This is a genomic window from Paenibacillus sp. FSL R7-0179 (assembly GCF_038002265.1).
In the GTDB taxonomy this organism is placed as follows: Bacteria; Bacillota; Bacilli; order Paenibacillales; family Paenibacillaceae; genus Paenibacillus_AQ.
On the sequence record NZ_JBBOCC010000002.1, the window covers coordinates 3,551,287 to 3,570,601 of the forward strand.

At 51.3% G+C, this 19,315-nt stretch carries 17 protein-coding genes; 7 read left to right on the forward strand and 10 right to left on the reverse strand.

What is annotated here, in order from left to right:
* Positions 1 to 98: 98 nt before the first annotated feature.
* Positions 99 to 7,139 (reverse strand): HYR domain-containing protein, encoded by a 7,041-nt coding sequence (locus tag MKX63_RS31930; RefSeq protein WP_341022926.1) that lies wholly within the window; start codon positions 7,137 to 7,139, stop codon positions 99 to 101.
* Positions 7,140 to 7,230: 91 nt separating this feature from the next.
* Positions 7,231 to 7,635: a hypothetical protein gene (locus MKX63_RS31935; RefSeq protein ID WP_341022929.1), complete on the reverse strand. Its 405-nt coding sequence runs from the start codon at positions 7,633 to 7,635 to the stop codon at positions 7,231 to 7,233.
* Positions 7,636 to 7,893: 258 nt separating this feature from the next.
* On the opposite strand from MKX63_RS31935, the gene MKX63_RS31940 reads away from it, so the two are divergent.
* From MKX63_RS31940 to cysC, 4 genes are all read left to right on the forward strand, one after another.
* Entirely contained in the window at positions 7,894 to 8,253 is a 360-nt protein-coding gene (locus MKX63_RS31940; protein WP_341022931.1) for an RNA polymerase sigma factor, read from the forward strand.
* Positions 8,254 to 8,282: 29 nt separating this feature from the next.
* A complete protein-coding gene (locus MKX63_RS31945; RefSeq protein WP_235192101.1) occupies positions 8,283 to 8,411 on the forward strand; it encodes a hypothetical protein in 129 nt (42 codons plus the stop codon).
* Positions 8,412 to 8,552: 141 nt separating this feature from the next.
* Entirely contained in the window at positions 8,553 to 9,317 is a 765-nt protein-coding gene (locus tag MKX63_RS31950) for a sulfotransferase domain-containing protein (protein ID WP_341022933.1), read from the forward strand.
* A 34-nt stretch (positions 9,318 to 9,351) separates the two neighbouring features.
* Positions 9,352 to 9,879: an adenylyl-sulfate kinase gene (gene cysC / locus MKX63_RS31955; protein ID WP_341022935.1), complete on the forward strand. Its 528-nt coding sequence runs from the start codon at positions 9,352 to 9,354 to the stop codon at positions 9,877 to 9,879.
* Positions 9,880 to 9,950: 71 nt separating this feature from the next.
* Here the strand turns inward: cysC and MKX63_RS31960 are convergent, their stop codons facing one another.
* Together MKX63_RS31960 and MKX63_RS31965 are read right to left on the reverse strand one after the other, a co-directional pair.
* Entirely contained in the window at positions 9,951 to 10,271 is a 321-nt protein-coding gene (locus tag MKX63_RS31960; protein WP_341022936.1) for a hypothetical protein, read from the reverse strand.
* Positions 10,272 to 11,031: 760 nt separating this feature from the next.
* Complete coding sequence (locus MKX63_RS31965) at positions 11,032 to 11,946, reverse strand: hypothetical protein (protein ID WP_341022937.1); 915 nt, start codon at positions 11,944 to 11,946, stop codon at positions 11,032 to 11,034.
* Between the two features lie 138 nt (positions 11,947 to 12,084).
* On the opposite strand from MKX63_RS31965, the gene MKX63_RS31970 reads away from it, so the two are divergent.
* Positions 12,085 to 12,618 carry a GNAT family N-acetyltransferase gene (locus tag MKX63_RS31970; RefSeq protein ID WP_341022940.1) on the forward strand — a complete coding sequence of 178 codons (534 nt, stop codon included), beginning with the start codon at positions 12,085 to 12,087 and terminating at the stop codon, positions 12,616 to 12,618.
* A gap of 1 nt (position 12,619) precedes the next feature.
* On the opposite strand, the gene MKX63_RS31975 is transcribed toward MKX63_RS31970, so the two are convergent.
* Complete coding sequence (locus MKX63_RS31975) at positions 12,620 to 14,209, reverse strand: PucR family transcriptional regulator (protein WP_341022942.1); 1,590 nt, start codon at positions 14,207 to 14,209, stop codon at positions 12,620 to 12,622.
* Positions 14,210 to 14,341: 132 nt separating this feature from the next.
* Between MKX63_RS31975 and MKX63_RS31980 the strand changes: the two genes are divergently transcribed.
* Positions 14,342 to 15,127 carry an acetoacetate decarboxylase family protein gene (locus MKX63_RS31980; RefSeq protein WP_341022944.1) on the forward strand — a complete coding sequence of 262 codons (786 nt, stop codon included), beginning with the start codon at positions 14,342 to 14,344 and terminating at the stop codon, positions 15,125 to 15,127.
* Between the two features lie 13 nt (positions 15,128 to 15,140).
* On the forward strand, positions 15,141 to 15,905 hold the full coding sequence (locus MKX63_RS31985; protein ID WP_341022946.1) for an SDR family NAD(P)-dependent oxidoreductase: 765 nt from the start codon (positions 15,141 to 15,143) through the stop codon (positions 15,903 to 15,905).
* Positions 15,906 to 16,371: 466 nt separating this feature from the next.
* Here the strand turns inward: MKX63_RS31985 and MKX63_RS31990 are convergent, their stop codons facing one another.
* From MKX63_RS31990 to MKX63_RS32010, 5 genes are all read right to left on the reverse strand, one after another.
* Positions 16,372 to 16,788, reverse strand: a complete 417-nt coding sequence (locus MKX63_RS31990) for a type II toxin-antitoxin system HicA family toxin (RefSeq protein WP_341022949.1) — start codon at positions 16,786 to 16,788, stop codon at positions 16,372 to 16,374.
* Positions 16,789 to 16,816: 28 nt separating this feature from the next.
* Positions 16,817 to 17,431, reverse strand: a complete 615-nt coding sequence (locus MKX63_RS31995; RefSeq protein WP_341022951.1) for a class I SAM-dependent methyltransferase — start codon at positions 17,429 to 17,431, stop codon at positions 16,817 to 16,819.
* A 21-nt stretch (positions 17,432 to 17,452) separates the two neighbouring features.
* Positions 17,453 to 18,064 (reverse strand): pyridoxamine 5'-phosphate oxidase family protein, encoded by a 612-nt coding sequence (locus MKX63_RS32000; protein ID WP_445321779.1) that lies wholly within the window; start codon positions 18,062 to 18,064, stop codon positions 17,453 to 17,455.
* Between the two features lie 63 nt (positions 18,065 to 18,127).
* Positions 18,128 to 18,520, reverse strand: coding sequence for a VOC family protein (locus tag MKX63_RS32005; RefSeq protein WP_341022956.1), 393 nt, complete (start codon positions 18,518 to 18,520; stop codon positions 18,128 to 18,130).
* A 37-nt stretch (positions 18,521 to 18,557) separates the two neighbouring features.
* Positions 18,558 to 19,022: a hypothetical protein gene (locus tag MKX63_RS32010; protein WP_341022960.1), complete on the reverse strand. Its 465-nt coding sequence runs from the start codon at positions 19,020 to 19,022 to the stop codon at positions 18,558 to 18,560.
* Positions 19,023 to 19,315: the final 293 nt, after the last annotated feature.

Consider the following 19,315-nt stretch of genomic DNA (forward strand, 5'->3'; position numbering starts at 1 on the left):
CTAATGGAGCTGGTTGATCTCCCGTTAATGAATAGCTCCAAGCTGCAACCACTGATCCGGCAGCAGCCTGGAAGCTGTGCAATGCTGTACTTAGCCGCTTACGGTTCCATTCCTGCAATCAGATTGCCGTAGGAGTAGGCCGTAATTTTGCTGGTATCAGTGAAGCCCGTTGCCAGTCCATTGAAGGAATAATCATTAGTCTGATAGTAATTAGAGAAATCCGATTTCCAGAATCTGCACTGAATTTCTACACTTTCTCCAGGCTTAAGACTTCCGGCACCGCTGGTGAAGCCGACTTCCAGGTAATAGTCACTGCCGGTTTTGCCTGTTGTCTTCTGGAAGCTTCCTGTGACGTAAGGTTGGATCACCCTCGTATTCGAGCCTGCTACTCTGGCATAATCCGTATAGAAGCTCTGGAATCTCTCGCCATCGATAGTGTAGTAATATCTAAGCTTGATGCTGGAGAGCTGCAAGGTCGACTTGCTGGTATTCTCAAAGGATATTCTCGGGAAAATCGTATTCGTCAGGCTGCTTCGGCTCGCATTAAACGATTGAACCTTGAACGTCTGTGTAACAGTTACATTCTGCACCGCCGTCGATACATTACCGTTCACATCCGTAGCCGTCCAGGTGACCACTGTTTTCCCTAACGGGAAGCCGTCAGCCGGAGCATCATTCTTCAGCACAACTCCGAAGATGTCGCTCGCTGTAGCTTGGCCCAGGTTCACAAGCGTTTTGGTTCCGGTTGCCGGAACAGCAACATCTGCTGGAGCTTTCAACACTGGCTTCGTGGTATCCACCACCGTGATCTTCTGCACGCCCGTGCTGACATTGCCGTTCGCATCCGTAGCCGTCCAGACCACTTCGGTCACTCCCAATCCATAGCTCTCAGGCGCATTACTGGTTACTGTTACCTTGAAAATGTCAGTCCCCGTTGCCACGCCGATCTCCACCGGAGTTTTCAGCGCCGTTGCCTCGACCGTCTTGTCAGCCGGTAGCTTCAACACTGGCTTCGTGGTATCCACCACCGTAATCTTCTGCACACCCGTGCTAACATTGCCGTTCGCATCCGTAGCGGTCCAAGTAACCTCAGTGGTTCCTAGCGCATAGCTTTCAGGGGCATTACTGGTTACTGTTACCTTGAAAATGTCCGTCCCCGTTGCCACGCCGATCTCCACCGGAGTTTTCAGCGCCGTTGCCTCGACCGTCTTGTCAGCCGGAAGCTTCAACACTGGCTTCGTGGTGTCCACTACCGTAATCTTCTGCACACCCGTGCTAACATTGCCATTCGCATCCGTAGCGGTCCAAGTAACCTCAGTGGTTCCTAGCTCATAGCTTTCAGGGGCATTACTGGTTACTGTTACCTTGAAAATGTCCGTCCCCGTTGCCACGCCGATCTCCACCGGAGTTTTCAGCGCCGTTGCCTCCACCGTCTTGTCAGCCGGTAGCTTCAACACTGGCTTCGTTGTATCTACCACCGTGATCTTCTGCACGCCCGTGCTGACATTGCCGTTCGCATCCGTAGCGGTCCAAGTAACCTCAGTGGTTCCTAGCTCATAGCTTTCAGGGGCATTACTGGTTACTGTTACCTTGAAAATGTCCGTCCCCGTTGCCACGCCGATCTCCACCGGAGTTTTCAGCGCCGTTGCCTCCACCGTCTTGTCAGCCGGTAGCTTCAACACTGGCTTCGTTGTATCTACCACCGTGATCTTCTGCACGCCCGTGCTGACATTGCCGTTCGCATCCGTAGCGGTCCAAGTAACCTCAGTGGTTCCTAGCTCATAGCTTTCAGGGGCATTACTGGTTACTGTTACCTTGAAAATGTCCGTCCCCGTTGCCACGCCGATCTCCACCGGAGTTTTCAGCGCTGATGCTTCTAGAGTAATGTCAGCTGGAAGCTTAAGCGCAGGCTTGACCGTATCAACAATAGTCACCTTCACGATGCCTACTGCGGAATTTCCGCTGCTATCTATAGCAGTCCATTTCACAATCGTAGTACCGATAGGGAAATTTGCAGTTAAGGTCTCCTCTGAAGTGATCGGGCTATGCTCTCCCGGAGCATCTGTCGTTAGAGTAACCGGGAAGAAATCCAGCGCCGCTGGCACTTCCAGTTCTACCGGGGTTTCCAGAGCCGTTGCTTCCTTGGTCAGCTGCAGGGGTCCTTCGAATTTCAGCAAAGGCTGTGTCGTATCCACTACGGTAATCCGCTGTACCCCGGTTACCTCGTTACCATTGATATCTTTGGCCTTCCAGGTAACGGTCGTTGTTCCCAGCGGATAAGCAGCTGGAGCATCCGATGTCACCGTCACCTTGAAAATATCCGTAGCAGACGCTTGCCCGATCTCCACCGGAGTCTTCACTGCCGTTGCTTCTACGGACAGATCCTCCGGTACAGTAAGCGTTGGCTTCGTTGTGTCCACGACCTTAATCTTCTGCACCTTCGTAGTCACATTGCCGTTCGCATCCGTTGCCGTCCACACTACTTCTGTTACGCCCAGCGGATACGCTTCAGGGGCATTATTCTTCACTGTCACCTTGAAAATATCCTTGGCCGCTGCCACGCCGATCTCTACCGGAGTCTCTACCGCCGCCGCTTCTACAGTAATATCTTCCGGTACAGCAAGCACAGGCTTCGTTGTGTCCACGACCTTAATCTTCTGCACCTTCGTAGTCACATTCCCGTTCGCATCCGTTGCCGTCCACACTACTTCTGTTACGCCCAGCGGATACGCTTCAGGGGCATTATTCTTCACTGTCACCTTGAAAATATCCGTAGCCGCTGCCACGCCGATCTCTACCGGAGTCTCTACCGCCGCCGCTTCTACAGTAATATCTTCCGGTACAGCAAGCACAGGCTTCGTCGTGTCCACGACCTTAATCTTCTGCACCTTCGTAGTCACATTGCCGTTCGCATCCGTTGCTGTCCACACTACTTCTGTTACGCCCAGCGGATACGCTTCAGGGGCATTATTCTTCACTGTCACCTTGAAAATATCCGTAGCCGCTGCCACGCCGATCTCTACCGGAGTCTCTACCGCCGCCGCTTCTACAGTAATATCTTCCGGTACAGCAAGCACAGGCTTCGTCGTGTCCACGACCTTAATCTTCTGCACCTTCGTAGTCACATTCCCGTTCGCATCCGTTGCCGTCCACACTACTTCTGTTACGCCCAGCGGATACGCTTCAGGGGCATTATTCTTCACCGTCACCTTGAAAATATCCGTAGCCGTGGCCTCGCCGATCTCCACCGGAGTCTCAACCGCCGCCGCTTCTACAGTAATATCCTCCGGTACAGCAAGCACAGGCTTCGTGGTATCCAAGATAGTCACCTTTTGCTTGCGCGTGGATACGTTGCCGTTCATATCCTTCGCTGTCCAGGTGACTTCAGTCACGCCCAGCGGATAGGAAACCGGAGCATTGCTGCTCACTGCGGCAATTCCGAAGATATCGGTGACCGCAGGCACCGGCAGCTTAATCTGCATTGTCTGCCCGGTAGCTTCTGCAATGTAGTCCGGAATATCAGCGATTACCGGGGCCGTTGTATCTTTTACCGTAATCGTCTGGGTGCCGGTGCTGAAGTTGCCGTTCGCATCTGTCGCCTTCCAGGTAACAATCGTCTTGCCGAGCGGGTAGCTGGCCGGAGCATTGCTGACCACCGTGACCGGGAACAGATCCGTAGCAGTAGCCTTGCCGATTTGCACCGGAGTATTTACTGCGGTAGCCTCCACACTGATATCCTGCGGAACCGTCAGGATTGGCAAGGTGGTATCCACTACAGTCACCTTTTGCTTGCCGGTAGTTACCAGACCGTTAGCATCCTTCGCCGTCCAGATGACCTCGGTAACGCCCACGGCATAATTCTCGGGAGCATTGCTCGTTACAGTAACCGGAAAAATATCCGTAGCTGTGGCCTTGCCAATCACAACTGGAGTTCTGATAGCTGTAGCCTCTGCCTTGACGTCTGCCGGGATAGACAGCTTAGGCGCAGTCGTATCTACAACAGTCACCTTCTGCTTCGCGATTGCCACATTGCCGCTTGGATCACTGGCCATCCAGGTAACCAGCGTGGTGCCGACCGGGAAATCAGCCGGAGCATCGTTAATGATCTCAGTCTCGAACAGATCGAAGACCACCGGCTCGCCCAGAGCGACCTTGGATCTGACCGCCGTTGCCTCTACCGTTAGATCCTCCGGTGCTGTAATGACCGGTTTGGTCGTATCTACGATCTTGACCTCTTGCGTACCTTTAGTTGCATTGCCATGCTCGTCCGTAATCGTCCATGTTACCTTGGTGAGTCCGAGCGGGAATTCCGCCGGAGCATCATTCTTAACTGTCACGGCAAAAATTTCCGTAACCACCGGCTGGCCGATGTCTACCTTTGTTTTTGCTCCAGTGGCTTCTGCCGTTATACCGCCTGGCAGCGTAACCAACGGCTTCGTCGTGTCTACGATCTTCACGGTCTGCGTTGTCTTGGTGGTGTTGCCATTCTCATCTGTAGCCGTCCAGGTAACGACTGTTGTCCCGAAGATGAAGCGTTCCGGGGCGTTATTGGTTACAGTAACACTGAAAATATCCTTGGCAGACGCTTCTCCCAGCTCCACTGGAGTCTGAATGCCGGTTGCCTCGGCGGTGATGTCTCCAGGCACAGTTAACTGTGGAGGCGTTGTATCTGTAACTGTAATCTTCTGCACTTTCTCGGTGACGTTGCCATGTTCATCTGTGGCAGTCCAGGTAACCTTGGTTACACCCACCGGATAATCCGCCGGGGCATCCTTGGTTAGCAGCACATCGAACAGATCGCTGGCTTCGGCTTGTCCAATATTCACCTTCGTCCGTCTAGCCGTAGCTTCTACGGTAATATCCTGCGGTATTGTCAGTACAGGCTTGGTGGTATCGGTAATTCGGATCAGCTGATCTGCTGTAGAGATATTTCCATTCTCATCCTTAGCCGTCCAGCTTACCTTGGTTACGCCCACCGGATAATCCTCAGGCGCATTATTCGTAATATTTACCTTGAAAATATCTGCGGCGGCGGCCTTCCCCGGATCTACCACAGTTCTCCGGCCTGCAGCTTCCTTTGTAATATCGGCTGGAACCGTCAGTAACGGCTTAGTTCTGTCTACTACGGTGACCTTCTGGGTTGCTGTAGTCACATTGCTGTTGGCATCGGTCGCCGTCCAGGTGACGGTAGTCGGGCCAATAGGGAATTCCTTCGGTGCGTCATTCACCACAATAACCGGGAAAATATCCGTAGCCGACGCTCCGGTGACCACAAGCGGCGTCTTAACCGCTGTAGCTTCCACAACCATATCTCCCTGCACGGTTAGTACCGGCTTTGTCGTGTCTTTTACAGTAATTTTCTGCACCTGTGAGGAGGTCAGTCCTACCGGGTCCACCGCTGTCCATTTTACGGTAGTTGTCCCGATTGGATAGTCTGCAGGGGCATCATTTGTCAGGAGAACATCCGGGATGGAGATATCCTGAACGGAGGCTTTACCAATATCGGCTGGGGTACGAACGGCCTTCGCTTCCATTGTAATATTCGCCGGAACCGTAATGACCGGGACCGTCTTGTCAATCTTCACTTCGGTCTTCTGTACAGCGGTCAGGTTGCCTGCATGGTCAACGGCCCAGAACTCCAGAGGGATAATGCCCTCCACCGGGACGTCAAAAGCAGCCGTGCTGCCTGCCAGAGTCTGTTCTTCGCCATCCGCTCCGAGTCTATAATGGATCTCCTTCACTCCGGAGTGGGCATCTGATGCGGTAAGAGAGACCGTAACATCCGTGCTGTTCCAGCCCTTCTCATTTGCTTCAGGGCTGAGAATACTGGCGATCAGCGGACCGCTCTTGTCAATTTGCACCACTACCGTGCGGGGAGCTTCTGCATTCCCGGTTCTGTCCACTGCCCAGTAGCTGACGGTAGTCGCTCCTTCCTGTTCCAGCTCCACGGCCGCGCTGGAGCCGGAAGTTCTCACTGCTGCATTCTCACCCAGCTTGTAATACACAGCGTCCACACCGGAATATGGATCTTCAGCGGTAAAATGCAGCGCAACCTTCCCCCGGCTCCAGCTGCCGGATTCAGCGCCTGTTACAGCTGCTTCTGTAACCGGAGCGCTTTTATCAATATGAATGGGACCGAAGGTTGCGATGGAATAGTGGTTCTTATCCTCATCACTGGTAGCCGCACTGTCAACAGCCTTGCCCGTTGCCGTCTGGCCTGCTCCTTCAGCGGTAAATTTCTGATCCGGGGTCAATGATTTGATCGCTGACAACGTGTCCTCTGCCGTATAATGTACAGTCACGGACTGACTCGTCCACGTTCCGGCAATGTAAGGCGCACCGTTATCCGTCACCGCCGTGGCTTTAATGGAAGGCGGCGTTGTATCGATCAGGTTAGAGCCTACGGCTCCGACCTCTACCTTGAAGGTAACCGGCTGAAGACCGGGAACGGTAGCTTTTACCTCCATGGTCTTAATGACCCCGGTTCCCTTCGAATAGACCTGATAGCCTTCACCTATATAACCTGTATAGTTGTTAGCCGCAGATGCATATCCGTTTGCATCCGACACCACTGTAATTCCGGTACTGTTGAGCCCGCGCATGACCGCAGTAATTGTACTGTCCTCCGAGACGGTGAAGGTGACGGGAATACCCGGCAGCGGATTACCCGCCAGATCCTTGACCGCCACCACCTGCGGAAGCATGAAGCCGCGCCCTCCTGGAATCACACCCGAGGCCTGCGACAACCGGATCTGCTGCAGCAGCGGCGATACCGGGCTCATCGAGCCCTCGACATTGCTGAGTGCCATCAGACTCATCTGATAGGCTCCATGATTCAGGATGACTCCCAAGGTAGGATCTATCTCATACACCGATTGATACACGGAGCTATAGACCGAATCCTTAACCGTTGCCCCTTGATGAAGCTGCGGCTCCGGTATTGGCGGCTCTGCCTCATACACTGCTGCAGATGCGGTGTCCGCTTCGGGCCCTGGAAGAATGTTGCGGGCTATTTTCCCCGACCCGAACACCGCTCCTGGCGCCAGCATCAGAATCAGTAGCGAGAGACACAGCCATCTGCTGATGATGCCTAACCGTCCTTGCTGCACAAGCTTGCATTTCCTTTTTGAATGTTTCATCATACATCCCCTAACTTTTTAGTAATGAGCACAGTAATCATGGTGAAGCCTGGACCTCCTTTACTAATCAAAGGGAAACCCGGACAGGTTTTTACAACTGTTTATTGCGGTTCACACAAACTTCGATTTTTGTTTCGAGCCATGCCTCGAGGTCGCCGATCACAACACTCAGCTCCTTCCGGGCGGATTCCCCCAGGATCGCCATCGCTTTCTCTTTGGCCAGCAGAAAAGATTTCTTCATCGCCTCCGTGTCGAACTCGCCTTGTTGCTTGAGCGTCTCCACGAACGTCTGATTGACGGCAATCACGGCGGATTCAACAGCATCCCCTGCCCGCTGAAGCAGGCTGTTCAATGCCTCACTCTCGATTCTCTGCTCAAGCCCGGCAATTTCCCGCTTCATATAAGCAATTACGGACCTCGCCAGCAGCCCCAGCAGTGGAATAATCAGCACGGTCATTAGGGTGCTCATCATCTGTGGTGTTACATAGTCACTCATCGCCATCGCCTCCTAAATGGATAATTCGACAATCTATTGTTCTTTATTCTCGTAATACTAGGTAATCCCGAAATAATTTTTACAACTTTCGCTAGAAATATAGTAATCATGTAAATTTTTGTTTTTGTCAGTTGTGGAATCTATGGAATATTTTACTTGTTATATGAGGGGACTTGCGATGGGTTAGACCCGGCCTGGGGGAACAGGCTCCGCTGGACCCGAGAATGAAGGTACTACTGAACATGGGGAGGAAAATTCATGGTTACCTGTGATGACGAACTAGTTGAAACCTGCAGGAAATTATTAAAACGCTCAGCATGGAGAATCCAGTACAAGACTCGCATTCAGCTTATACGGGAAAGTAATCCGCTCTACGATAATGAAATCTACGATAACAGCTTTGAAAGTATGGTCGTATCTGAGTTGTTCGTCGATGAGCTTCTGGATATGCTGCCTTGGGAAAAATGCAGATATATCATCAAAAAAACAGTCATCGAAGGAATGCCCGAACAAGAAGTAGCAGCCGAGCTGCAAATGACTCAACAGGGGGTTAGCAAATGGAAGCGCAAGGGACTGGAAGTCCTGAAGGAAAACCTTACCCATTCATCGAGACCGTAAAAAGGGCGCAAAGCGGCGATAAAGCGTCCATGGAGGATATCCTTAGCCTGTTCTCGGTGGACATCGAATATTTATCACGGTTCATTATGCTGCCGCGGGAGGAAGCGATTCAGACCTTAAAGATTGAACTCATAAATATTGTTTATCAGGACTTGTAAATTCAGCAGGAGCACCGCTTGGACATACATATTTCCCCTTGCTTTTTATGTATACTGTCTAGTCAGCAATAGCCGGAGCTTCATATGATAAACAGAGGAGTATGACTAGCAGCTATTTCAGAGAGAGGAACGCAGGAGAGTATGAATACATTCGATCCTTCGGTTGAATATCCTATAGTATTTCTGAACTCGGTCCCCAAGAGCGGTACCCATCTGATGAAACAGATCTTAGAAGGCATTCCGGGAATGTCGCAGAATCCTCATGAATTCTATGAAGGCTATCCGGAAGACTCCGGCCTCCACTACCAGCGGCTGCAGCTCGTCCGCAGCGGACATTTCACAGCAGGACATGTGTACTATTCACCCCGGTGGTCAGGTATGCTTCGGGAGCTGAAGATTAAGCCGTTATTTCTTAACCGTGACCTAAGAGATGTTGTAATCTCGTATACGTATTTCATAACAGACAAATATCCTAATCATCCACTGCGCCCCTATCTGCTCTCTCTACCGGACCGGAATCAGCAATTTCTGGCCTTAATCCAGGGAATACCAGAGCTCCAATACCCGAGTATCGCCGCGTGGTATCGGCAGTTCGCCGGATGGAGCGGGGAAGCGGACTGTTTACAGATCGCCTTTGAACATTTGGTAGACAGCCACAGCTCACGCCGCCGGACGATGGAGCAGCTGATTCATTATCTCTGGGCTGACAAGCCGCTGCCATTACCGCTAGACACAATCCTGAACGCTATGGAGCAGAATATTAATCCTAAGGCCTCCTATACCTTCCGCACCGGCACAACCGGGAACTGGCGGACCGAGTTCAATGAAGAGGTGAAGACTTGCTTCAAAGAGGTGGCAGGCCATCTGCTCTTCCCGATGGGCTATGAGACAGATTACAACTGGTAACCTAATCATTTGACAAGGAAGGTGGGGCTGCACATTGCATACCGGAGTAACACTATGGTTCACCGGCCTGTCCGGCTCTGGAAAAACCACGCTCTGCCGCTGCCTGAATCAGAGATTGCAACAAATGAACGTGAGGACAGAACTGCTCGACGGTGATGTCTTGAGGAATCAACTGTTCCGGGGGTTAGGCTTCTCCAAAGAAGACCGGTCGCTGAATGTAAGAACCGCAGCCTATCTGGCGCAGCTCCTGACCCGTAACGATATCATCGTCCTGGCCTCCTTCATCTCCCCTTACCGGGACATGAGGGAGCAAATCCGGCAGAGCATCCAGCCTTTCGTGGAAATCTACGTCAAATGCTCCTTCGAGGAATGTGCAAGACGGGATGTCAAAGGCTTATACCGCAAAGCGCTTTCCGGAGAGATTCCGCATTTTACCGGCCTGACTGCCCCCTATGAGGAGCCGCTCCGGCCCGAGCTTATTGTGGATACCGAGCAGTATAATGAGGATCAATCCACCGGGCTGATTCTCGCCTACTTGAAGAACCATGGTTATATCTATTAATTCCATCCGTTGTTACATGAAGAAGCCCCTATCCTTCATCCAGGAAAGGGGCTTCTTCATGTACAGCTGGCTTATACCTTGAACAGAATAACAATCTCCGTAAGCAGAATCAGTCCAGCCGCCGACACGCCCAATGAATTAATAATAGTCAGCGCATCCGGGTAGTTCTCCTTACGGAACTGGGAGCAGAGTGACACTGTCCATAACACGCTGAAAAACAGTCCGGTGCCTCCACAGCCCCTCTCGCTCAGAGCCCGCCTTCTGCGCCGAAAGAATCTGCCGAGCCCGGCAAAGGTAAGCAGCATATAAATGATAAGCTCAGCGGATGAGATCACAATCACCTCACCTGCAGACAAGAGATGCATCAATGCATACTGAAGGCTAAAACCCATAAAGACTAGCATGTTAAAGGAAACCTTCGGGACGCTCAAGCCGTCTTCCTCCTTTTACATCTAAATGTACACCGTTAATAGATAACGCTTACATTATATTCTTAAATACTTACATGATCTGTGACATATGATGCTTCAGACCTATAGGATCATATGTACTCAGGGTCTAATCAGCCAGACCACACACATAAATCACCCTTGGGTGATAGGTTACTTGTCCTTTGATCATCTTAAGTTTTACCTCACTTATATTTGCTCATTTGCTAGCTGGCTGGAGGAGTAGCCATGAGGAGCATTAAATTGTAATCGGTTTTTCGATTACATTTGGCCCACACAGCTTGCGGGTGCTGATTGTAATCGGTTTTTCGATTACATTTAGCCCTGCACAGCTTGCGGGTGCTGATTGTAATCGGTTTTTCGATTACATTTGGCCCACACAGCTTGCGGGTGCTGATTGTAATCGGTTTTTCGATTACATTGGCCCGCACAGCTTGCGTGTGCTGATTGTAATCGGTTTTTCGATTACATACCTGTCCCCTCCTCCGTAAAGAGCACTTATCCACTGGCAGACGTAAATCACAAATTCCTAAACAAGTGGAAACGGCTTTGCCGTCCTTTAAAGGACGGTACCGTTTCAGCGAGAAATAGAAGGATAAGTTATCGTGTGAAGCATATAAATTCTTATTTTTTAAGCAAAAAACCGGAGCTGCATGGGTAAGCAGCCCGGTTCCTCTAATACAATTATAATGGCTCCTTACATTTACAAGGCTTTCAGATAATCAATAACAGCCTGTGTACGCTTATCGCCATTCTTCATTACAAGCAGCAGGAAATCATCCAGCTCCGTCAGCAGCCTGCTGCCCTCAATTCTCTCCGGGCCAGCCTCCGACAGTGTATTTTCATAAGCGATGGCTGCCTTTTCAAGCATGACCTGTGTCTTCTTGTCGAACAGCGGAGTCTTGGGCGTGCCGTTGAGCACAATTCTCTTGGCGCGTTCCAGCGCTTCCGTCATCGCCGCAACGCGGTTAGAGTTCTTATATGTCTGCACAAAATCCTCGTATTGCACGGCCCGGTCAATGACCTGGTACCAGTCCACCATCAACTTTTCGGCAGCTACCATCGGCTGTTCCGACTCTATCGCCATAAGGTCAATATAGACCTGCAGATCCTTACTGACATAAGGCTTGAAGACTTTGAAGCTCTTATAAGGAATGGCTGGTACGAATCCCCCATCCTCCACCAGCTTGTAGCCCATGCCCTCCAGATCCTGGAGGACCATTCGGACCTCAGCCTGTTTCACCTTAGAGCGTGCGAGCACCATAGGCATGCCAGGCTTATATATGTTCTTGATATTGAGTTGAACGACAGGCGCATTCATAAGTGTGGTTGCCGTGGGCAGGTAAGCCTTCAGTGCGTTCTCCAGATGCAGCACAGCGAGGTTCGCCTCTGTCTGTGTCATTTGGCCGATCCGGTTAACCAGTGTAGCCTGGGCCAGGCCAAGGGAAGACGGCTTTTGCAATCTCTGTTCGAATAAAGTAAAGGCTGTTGTAGGCTTCACCGCCGCTGCCTCGATCTTCTGCGGGAATGCGCCAAGAACGGTAATCCCGGTACATGTCAATAACAGTGAGGAGGCAAGCACAATTGCCAAGCTTCTTGTCCATCTGGTTGGCCTCATAGACACCCCCCTTTCAATGGTTACAGCATTCTATGTATTTTACCATACATTAACATCAGGTTCATGATCATAGACAGCCCGATGATATGATCGCATAATGACAATATGAAATATTGCCCATGAATAGGAGAATCAACAATGAATCTAATCGAACCCTTTAACACTACACGATTACACTTTCGCCTACTCAATCAGTCTGACATCGATGCAGTCTACCGGCAATTCTCGGACCCGGACATGTGCCGATACTTCAGTGAGCCGCCCTGCGATTACAACGAAGCTGTGGAGATCATTGAGCATTACGCCCAGCCTGAGGGCAAAGGCCATCACCGCTATGGGATGTTTGACCGGGAGACCCATGCCTTCATTGGCACCTGCGGCTATCATTACTGGGACGCAGAGCGGAAGCAGGTGGAGATCGGGTATGACATCTGGAAGGATTATTGGGGGCAAGGTTATATGTCGGAGGCTCTGCCCATACTTCTCGACACGTGCTTCACACAGCTTGATGCGGACTCTATCTATATCCTGACCCATCCGCAGAACGCTGCTTCGATGGCAACGGTGCGTAAGTTCGGGTTCGAGGGGTGCGAGCCTTGCAGAGAAGTGGAGGATGAGCCTCAGACGTGTATGAAGCTGATGCGGGAGCACTGGTCCCCTGCCCTAAAGTGAATCAGGAGCAACAAGGGCTCTCTCCCCCACCCAGCTTTTCCAGATAGTCCGTCATTTGATAGGACATATACAGCCTCAGCACATGATCGATCTTGCTCAAATCAAGCTGGATCAGTTCGTCGATCTGGCGTAAGCGGTACCGCAAAGTGTTGCGGTGTACGAATAGCTCGTCTGCGGTCTTTTGCAGCTGCTGATTGTTCTTCAAATAGGAATAGAGGGTATGGTACAAGTCCGCATGATGCTTCTCATCGAATTCACGCAGGACCGTAAGCGCCGGATGGCTGACATCCCGGGAATCACGCTGCGCATGCGGGGATAACAGGTCATACAGCTGCACATCAGCGTATAGCACACGCGGCTCCGCCGGCCAGACGATCCGCCCGATCTCCAGCGCTTTGAGCGCCTGTAAGTAATATTTGCGGCAGTCCGTGAGGTCGGTGAATTCCCGGCTGATTCCCAGGCGGATCTGATGGCTGACGAGAAATTCCCGCAAGCTTGGATCAACCTCTCTTGACCTGGACGATGCAGACTCACCTTCACTTACCCCCACCATATACTCATGGTAAAAGATCAGCCGCTCCTCACCGAAATGCAGATGCAGCTGATCTCTTAAATAACCGGTGTGTTTACCGGAAACAGAAACATCATACCCCGCAAGCTCCAGCACCAGAACGGACAATCTGCCCTTGGGCAGATGCATACCGCTCCGCAGACTCTCCTGAATAAGTAGCGGTCCGTTCTCTTCATTCTCCAGTAATCCATAGATTAGCTCTTCATATTCCGCCTGACTGGAGTTCCGGTAAAAGCTATTCTTCGCCAGCTCCGCCGCTACCAGCCCGGCCGTAAAACCCGCCAGCTCATGATCACTCTGTTCAATCGGGCGTGTGTCGCCCAGCACAATTACATTGCCGACTGGCTTGCTGCCAATTCTGATCTTGGCGACCAGCTTGGTCACCTGGCTTCCGCTGCATTCCACTTCGTAAGCCTCCAGCGACTCTATGCCGGTCTGTACGCTCTTCAGTTGATGGACGGCAGCTATGAAATCATAGGAGCAGTATCCTTTGTGCAGATTATCGTTCCAGATGGGATCGGTAACCCCGCTACAGTCCGAAGCAGCCAGAATCTTATAGCTTACATCGATGATAATCACCGGATTGCCCATCAGCTCCGCTGCCGCACAGACGATTGCTTCCAATCCTTTGCCGGCGACACAGGCCTCAAGCATCCTGCCCTTAGTCTGCTCCCGTTCAGCTTCTTCCAGGAACAGCACCCGGATCTGATTATAGAGCTCGAATACATCCTCCTCCGCCCCGAATTCCATACGGTTCTGTCCGCTGTACATCTGCTGCTGCCGGCCCGAAGCTGGCTCCACCATGTCGTTAATTAGCATCAGGCTGGCTTGCTCCACCCCTTCTGCGTGATCCGGCAATCCGGACTGGTAGCCCACATAGATATATTCAGGTGCAAAATGCTTCAGGCTCTTCGTAATCAGCATCGTATCTGAATAGGCTGTCGTTAATGCTTTGTTCCACTGGATATGTACGGCATGCTTACTAAAATGTCTGCTTATCTGTTCAAAGGTAACACTCATCGCTCTCACCCCCTGCTTATTATAGTGCGCCGCGCACAAGATTCCCATTTATTTTTATATTTTCCATATATATAATCACTGGAATAGTCATGTTACATTATTCGTGACCCTATAACACAGGAGGAGATTCAGATGACCAGCTTCGTAAAAGATGTGAATGAAATTACCAAAAGAGTCAATACCCCTACGACCTTCTATAATGCCGAGACTCTAACCGTCTATTGGGAGACTTCGCCCGAAGTCATCCGCAGCATTCTGCCCGCCCCGCTTACGCCGGGACCAAGGCCGCTTGTGCACGCTTTTGTAGCTAACTATCCCCGCACCAGCTTCTGTGAGCCTTACCGGGAAGCCGCGGTCTTCGTCCTGGCAGCCTACAACGGGCAACCGGGCGCCTACTGCCTGTCCATGCCGATCAGCGATGATATCGCGATGGGCCTGGGGCGTGAGATTTACGGCTTCCCCAAGAAGATGGCCGACATCAGTCTCCAGAAGGAGGATCAGCATGTGGCAGGCAGCGTCTCCCGGCGGGGCACTGAATTCTTCCATGTAGAGGCTGCGCTTAGCGGTAAAATGAATGCCGCAGACGGACAGCGTATCATCTCAGAGCATTACGGTGAGGGGCTGCCTGTCTTCAACATGAAGTATTCCAAGTCCCCGGATGGCCGCGGCTTCGATCTTGGACCGCTGCTGATCCGGCAGACAGCCTCTATGGATGTCAGCGTGCGTACAGCGGCAGAAGCAGAGATTCACCTGCATGACTCTCCGCATGACCCCTGGGCCGAGCTGGAAGTCGTCCGTATGCTGGGCGGCATCTACACGGTCAGCAATACCGTCCTTGAACGAGGTGAGGTGCTGACTGCTGTAGATCCTGTAGAGTTCCTTCCTTACTCCAACTTACGCTGGGACTGGTGGAATTAATGGAGGTGTACCGGTGAGAAAGCCATTTGATTTGAGCAGAAAAGTGGCGGTGGTGACAGGAGCAGCCGGGGGGATAGGCACAGAATTAGTCCAAGCTCTGTCCGGGCAAGGGGCGGATGTTGCCCTGCTGGATGTAAGAGTGGACGGGCTGGAACCGGCGCGGCGACAGATTGAAGCCCAGGGCCGCCGGGTGCTTCCGCTCCAATGTGACGTAACCTGCGGAGCAGAGATTGAATCGGCGGTAGCGAGCATTCTGGAGCATTTCGGGCAGCTAGACATCCTGGTGAATAATGCCGGAGTCGCCTCCGCAGGCTCTGTCGAGGAACTGGACGAAGCGGAATGGGACCGGGTGATGGATACCAATGTGAAAAGTATTTTTCTCATGTCCAAAGCGGTGATCCCGGCCATGAAAGAACGTGGGCAAGGCCGCATTATCAACCTTGCTTCCATCTGTGGTGTGAAGGGCAGCAAGCTCGCTGCCCTGCATGCCTATAATGCCTCCAAAGGTGCTGTCGTGAATCTGACCCGCGGCATGGGCGCGACACTCGCTCCTTACGGAATCACAGTGAATGCAATCGGACCCAGCCTGTTCCCCAGCGGGATGACACGCGCGCTCTATCAGGACCGCTTCCTGGAGCAGTATAATACGCTATGCCCCATGGGCCGTCCCGGCAATCTCGATGAATTGAACGGCGCTGTCCTCTACTTCGCCTCGGATGCCTCCAGCTACACGACAGGCCAGACGCTGTATGTGGACGGGGGCTGGACAGCCGTCTGATTCTGGAATAAAGAGCTGTCTTCCAAGCCATGGAACGGCTGGAGGACAGCTCTAGTACTGCATCAGATTTAAACAAGTGGAGCAGACGCACTCCCCCTTAAGATCACATCTTTTTCCAAGCGAGCCTTGTTCTTCAGGGGCGTTTGGCTTCGCGTAACGGATTGAGGTGCTCTTCTTTGGGAAGAAAACCGCCAATTGGGCGAGTAACGGACTCCACAGGCCTTATCCTTTGCACGTTAGCTCCGAAAGGTCTCATAGCGAGACTATAAGGTCGCCTGAGTCCGTTACGCTGCAAAAAGTGGCGTTTTCGCGGGCATAAGATCTCTCCGGTCCGTTAGATTTTGGGTGGATAGGGTTTAACAAGCTTATCCATCCTTTCTAATCTGATGCTCTGCTAGTAACACTGGTAACTAAGCACAACGTAAAACAACGCACCCTTTACAAAGTAGGGGCGTTGTTTTCTCATCTAGTCCTCAAGGTTCACGATTCCAGCATTCAAACTATATATAATATAAAAATGATTCCATTGCTGCGTAGTGACTATTTCTTCCCTACCGTCTTTCTTAAAAAAATAACCCGATCCCTCCTGTTGGGTATATTCCCACCCTTCTCGTTCCATGCGTGACTTCAACAGTTCCTGTGGATCACCCTCTTCTTTCGTGAGGTAGCGCTCTTGGTCAGGCATATCGCTATCTATCCGAATAACAGATTTACCGGTTGATTCTAAACGATACATGTGTTTCACATTATTATATCCAACATTATTGACGTATAATGCTCCTAACACGACTAAAAGAACCATCGCCCCAATAAAGCTAAATAAAATGATCTTCCATTTCTTCTTCATCCGTTCTCCGTCCACGTTCTCATACAACTCCGTCAAATAGTACGTGACCTCCTTTCCCTTCAGATCATAGTTGTTGTTCCTCAGGCCCCGCCCAGATCAAATGCACCATATTCAGCGAATAGCTCTCCACTCTAGTGATCTGCATCCCCGACTCCCGGACCAGTCCGAGAATATCCCGGGTCTGATGGCAGCCGTATATACGATAGAGCAACGGATTCAGCGCCCGTTGCAGCGTAGTGACCAAGAGGTTAGAACCAATTCCATGCTCCAGAAGCAGGATGGTGCCGTCCGGCTTACACCAGCGGTTAAGCTTCTCCAGCAGGTTAAGCGGGTTCTTATAGCTGCATAAGGACAGCGTGGAGACAATGGTATCGAACGAATGCGCAGCAAAGCTCATGTCTTCGATATCCGCACATATACAATCCGCGTCCAGCCGGTACTGTCCGGCGGCCCGTCTGGCCTTCTCAACCATGGCTCCGCTGAAGTCCGCAGCCGTGATCTTGACGCCTTGAGGATAGAATGGGAAGTTCGCCCCGGCTCCGACGGCAAGCTCCAGTACCTCACCCTTCGCAGAACCGATCAGCTTCTGGCGCCAGCGCCGCTGCTTTGGATCTTCTCTTTTACGGTCATAGTCCTTGGCCTGCCTGTCAAAAATCCGTATCAGCCGCTCTGTATCCATCCCCGCCATTCCCTCCCCTTCTTAATACAGCCGCTTCTCGTAGCTCTCCTCTATACCGCGCCGCACCACTTCCTCCGTGAACTCCGCTGTATTCACATGCGCCGCAATGATGGCCGGAGCAGACGGGAGCAAGTCTTCAGCAGGCCAAGTCCCGGGGTTCCAGACCTGCGATCTTTTGAAGGCCTTGGCACAGTGCATATAGCATTCCTCCACCTTCACTCCAATTCCCAGCGCAGGCCGCTTGCCTCTGGCCCGCATCCGGTCCAGAATAGGCTCATCTTTAATGATATAGGCTTGCCCGTTAACCCGCAGGGTCTCTTCAAGTCCCGGGATAATAAAAATCAGACCGATCTGCGGATTAGCCAGGATATTCAGCAAAGAGTCCAATCTGCGGTTCCCCGGCCGCTCCGGAATGACCAGATGCCCTTCATCCAGCACAAGCACTGAGCCGGGTGCATCCCCGCGCGGAGAGACATCGCAAGAGCCGTGTTCATCTGCTGTGGACAAGAATAACAGAGGGGACATCGCTATATAATCACGACAGTGATGATCCAGCTGATGAATCGATTTGCGTTTCACCACTTCACTCGGATAACCCAGAAGCTCTCTTAGCTCATTTTCCGATGTCAGCATTTCATGAAAAGGTTTATTCATCCCGCATCCCCGTTTCTCATTATTATGGTAACTGTACTCCGCTTAACGCCAGACCTGCATCCGTTCATCCAGAGTGGAAGTATGCAGCTCCAGCTGAATCCTATCCGGGTCCAGGAAATTCACCGACCAGCCGGTTCCCCGCTGCACAGGTCCTCTGACGATCTCAACTTGATGCTTCTGCAAGATGCCGACAGCTTCCTTGAAATCATCCTCTGCGATATAAAAAGCTACATGATCCATCCCGGCGAATCCGCCCGGCTGCTCTTCGGCTTCCGTCCGTTCCACGAGACAGACCCAAGCGCTGCCCCACTCCAAATAGGCATCTATTCGGCCGTGATGTCTAACCTTCATCCCCAGGATACCGTGATAGAATTCCAGGGACATTTTAAGATCGCTTACCAGAAGTGTAATATGACTGAATCCGGTGACTTTCATATGAGCAGCTCCTCCTGTCTCGTATTACCATGGTTACTTACAGCCATCTAACAAACTTCTTATGTACCACTTCGATCTGGTGATGCTCCGCCCATTCTGTTAGCGCCCGTATCCCCTGATCTTCCTGCTCGGCGTAGCGAAAACAATATTTATAAGTAACCAGCAGATATGCTCTGGGCTTAACTGCGATCACGGGCATGAAGTAGCCTTTGATGAAAATACGCTTAATAGCAGAGGCTTCAATCTCTATATCCTTGATCTGCAGAACTTCCGGCCTTATTTCTATGTTGAACGCCCGGTTAAAGGTCAGAAGACGATAGATCATAATTCCTATATTAACGATAGCGATCCCGCTGACGAGATAGACCAAAAAATGCTCCAGTGGAGTAGTTCGGTCAAACCGAAGGATATACCCTATCCAGAATAACATCAGGGCAATCACGCTTATAGTGGCCAGTAATTCAGCAGGACGCTTGCCCTTGAACACGATCATCTTCTCCATCCCAAAACCCCCTTATCATTTATTTTGAAGAACAACAAGCTTCTTCTATCATACAGGGAAATGTTGGAATGAGGAAGGGAATGGACTTTTCCTATTTCTGACCAATTCTAAGGGTTTATTCTCCCATCGACCGCTTGTATTGAGTAACATTGTTGCACTTCTTACAAGATTTATATGGAAATGTCACTGGCTTCGGTACATTGTTGCATCATTTGCAGGAATTTCGGTATTTAGAGCAAGTTAGAGCTGGCTTTGTTGCATTTTGTGCAGGATTTCAGTATGGGCACCTTATA

Coding starts and splice junctions, on each gene's coding strand:
- MKX63_RS31930 (WP_341022926.1), bottom strand. CDS start 7,139: ATGAAACATTCAAAAAGGAAATGCAAGCTTGTGCAGCAAGGACGGTTA.
- MKX63_RS31935 (WP_341022929.1), bottom strand. CDS start 7,635: ATGAGTGACTATGTAACACCACAGATGATGAGCACCCTAATGACCGTG.
- MKX63_RS31940 (WP_341022931.1), top strand. CDS start 7,894: ATGGTTACCTGTGATGACGAACTAGTTGAAACCTGCAGGAAATTATTA.
- MKX63_RS31945 (WP_235192101.1), top strand. CDS start 8,283: ATGGAGGATATCCTTAGCCTGTTCTCGGTGGACATCGAATATTTATCA.
- MKX63_RS31950 (WP_341022933.1), top strand. CDS start 8,553: ATGAATACATTCGATCCTTCGGTTGAATATCCTATAGTATTTCTGAAC.
- MKX63_RS31960 (WP_341022936.1), bottom strand. CDS start 10,271: ATGGGTTTTAGCCTTCAGTATGCATTGATGCATCTCTTGTCTGCAGGT.
- MKX63_RS31965 (WP_341022937.1), bottom strand. CDS start 11,946: ATGAGGCCAACCAGATGGACAAGAAGCTTGGCAATTGTGCTTGCCTCC.
- MKX63_RS31970 (WP_341022940.1), top strand. CDS start 12,085: ATGAATCTAATCGAACCCTTTAACACTACACGATTACACTTTCGCCTA.
- MKX63_RS31975 (WP_341022942.1), bottom strand. CDS start 14,209: ATGAGTGTTACCTTTGAACAGATAAGCAGACATTTTAGTAAGCATGCC.
- MKX63_RS31980 (WP_341022944.1), top strand. CDS start 14,342: ATGACCAGCTTCGTAAAAGATGTGAATGAAATTACCAAAAGAGTCAAT.
- MKX63_RS31995 (WP_341022951.1), bottom strand. CDS start 17,431: ATGGATACAGAGCGGCTGATACGGATTTTTGACAGGCAGGCCAAGGAC.
- MKX63_RS32000 (WP_445321779.1), bottom strand. CDS start 18,064: ATGCTGACATCGGAAAATGAGCTAAGAGAGCTTCTGGGTTATCCGAGT.
- MKX63_RS32005 (WP_341022956.1), bottom strand. CDS start 18,520: ATGAAAGTCACCGGATTCAGTCATATTACACTTCTGGTAAGCGATCTT.
- MKX63_RS32010 (WP_341022960.1), bottom strand. CDS start 19,022: ATGGAGAAGATGATCGTGTTCAAGGGCAAGCGTCCTGCTGAATTACTG.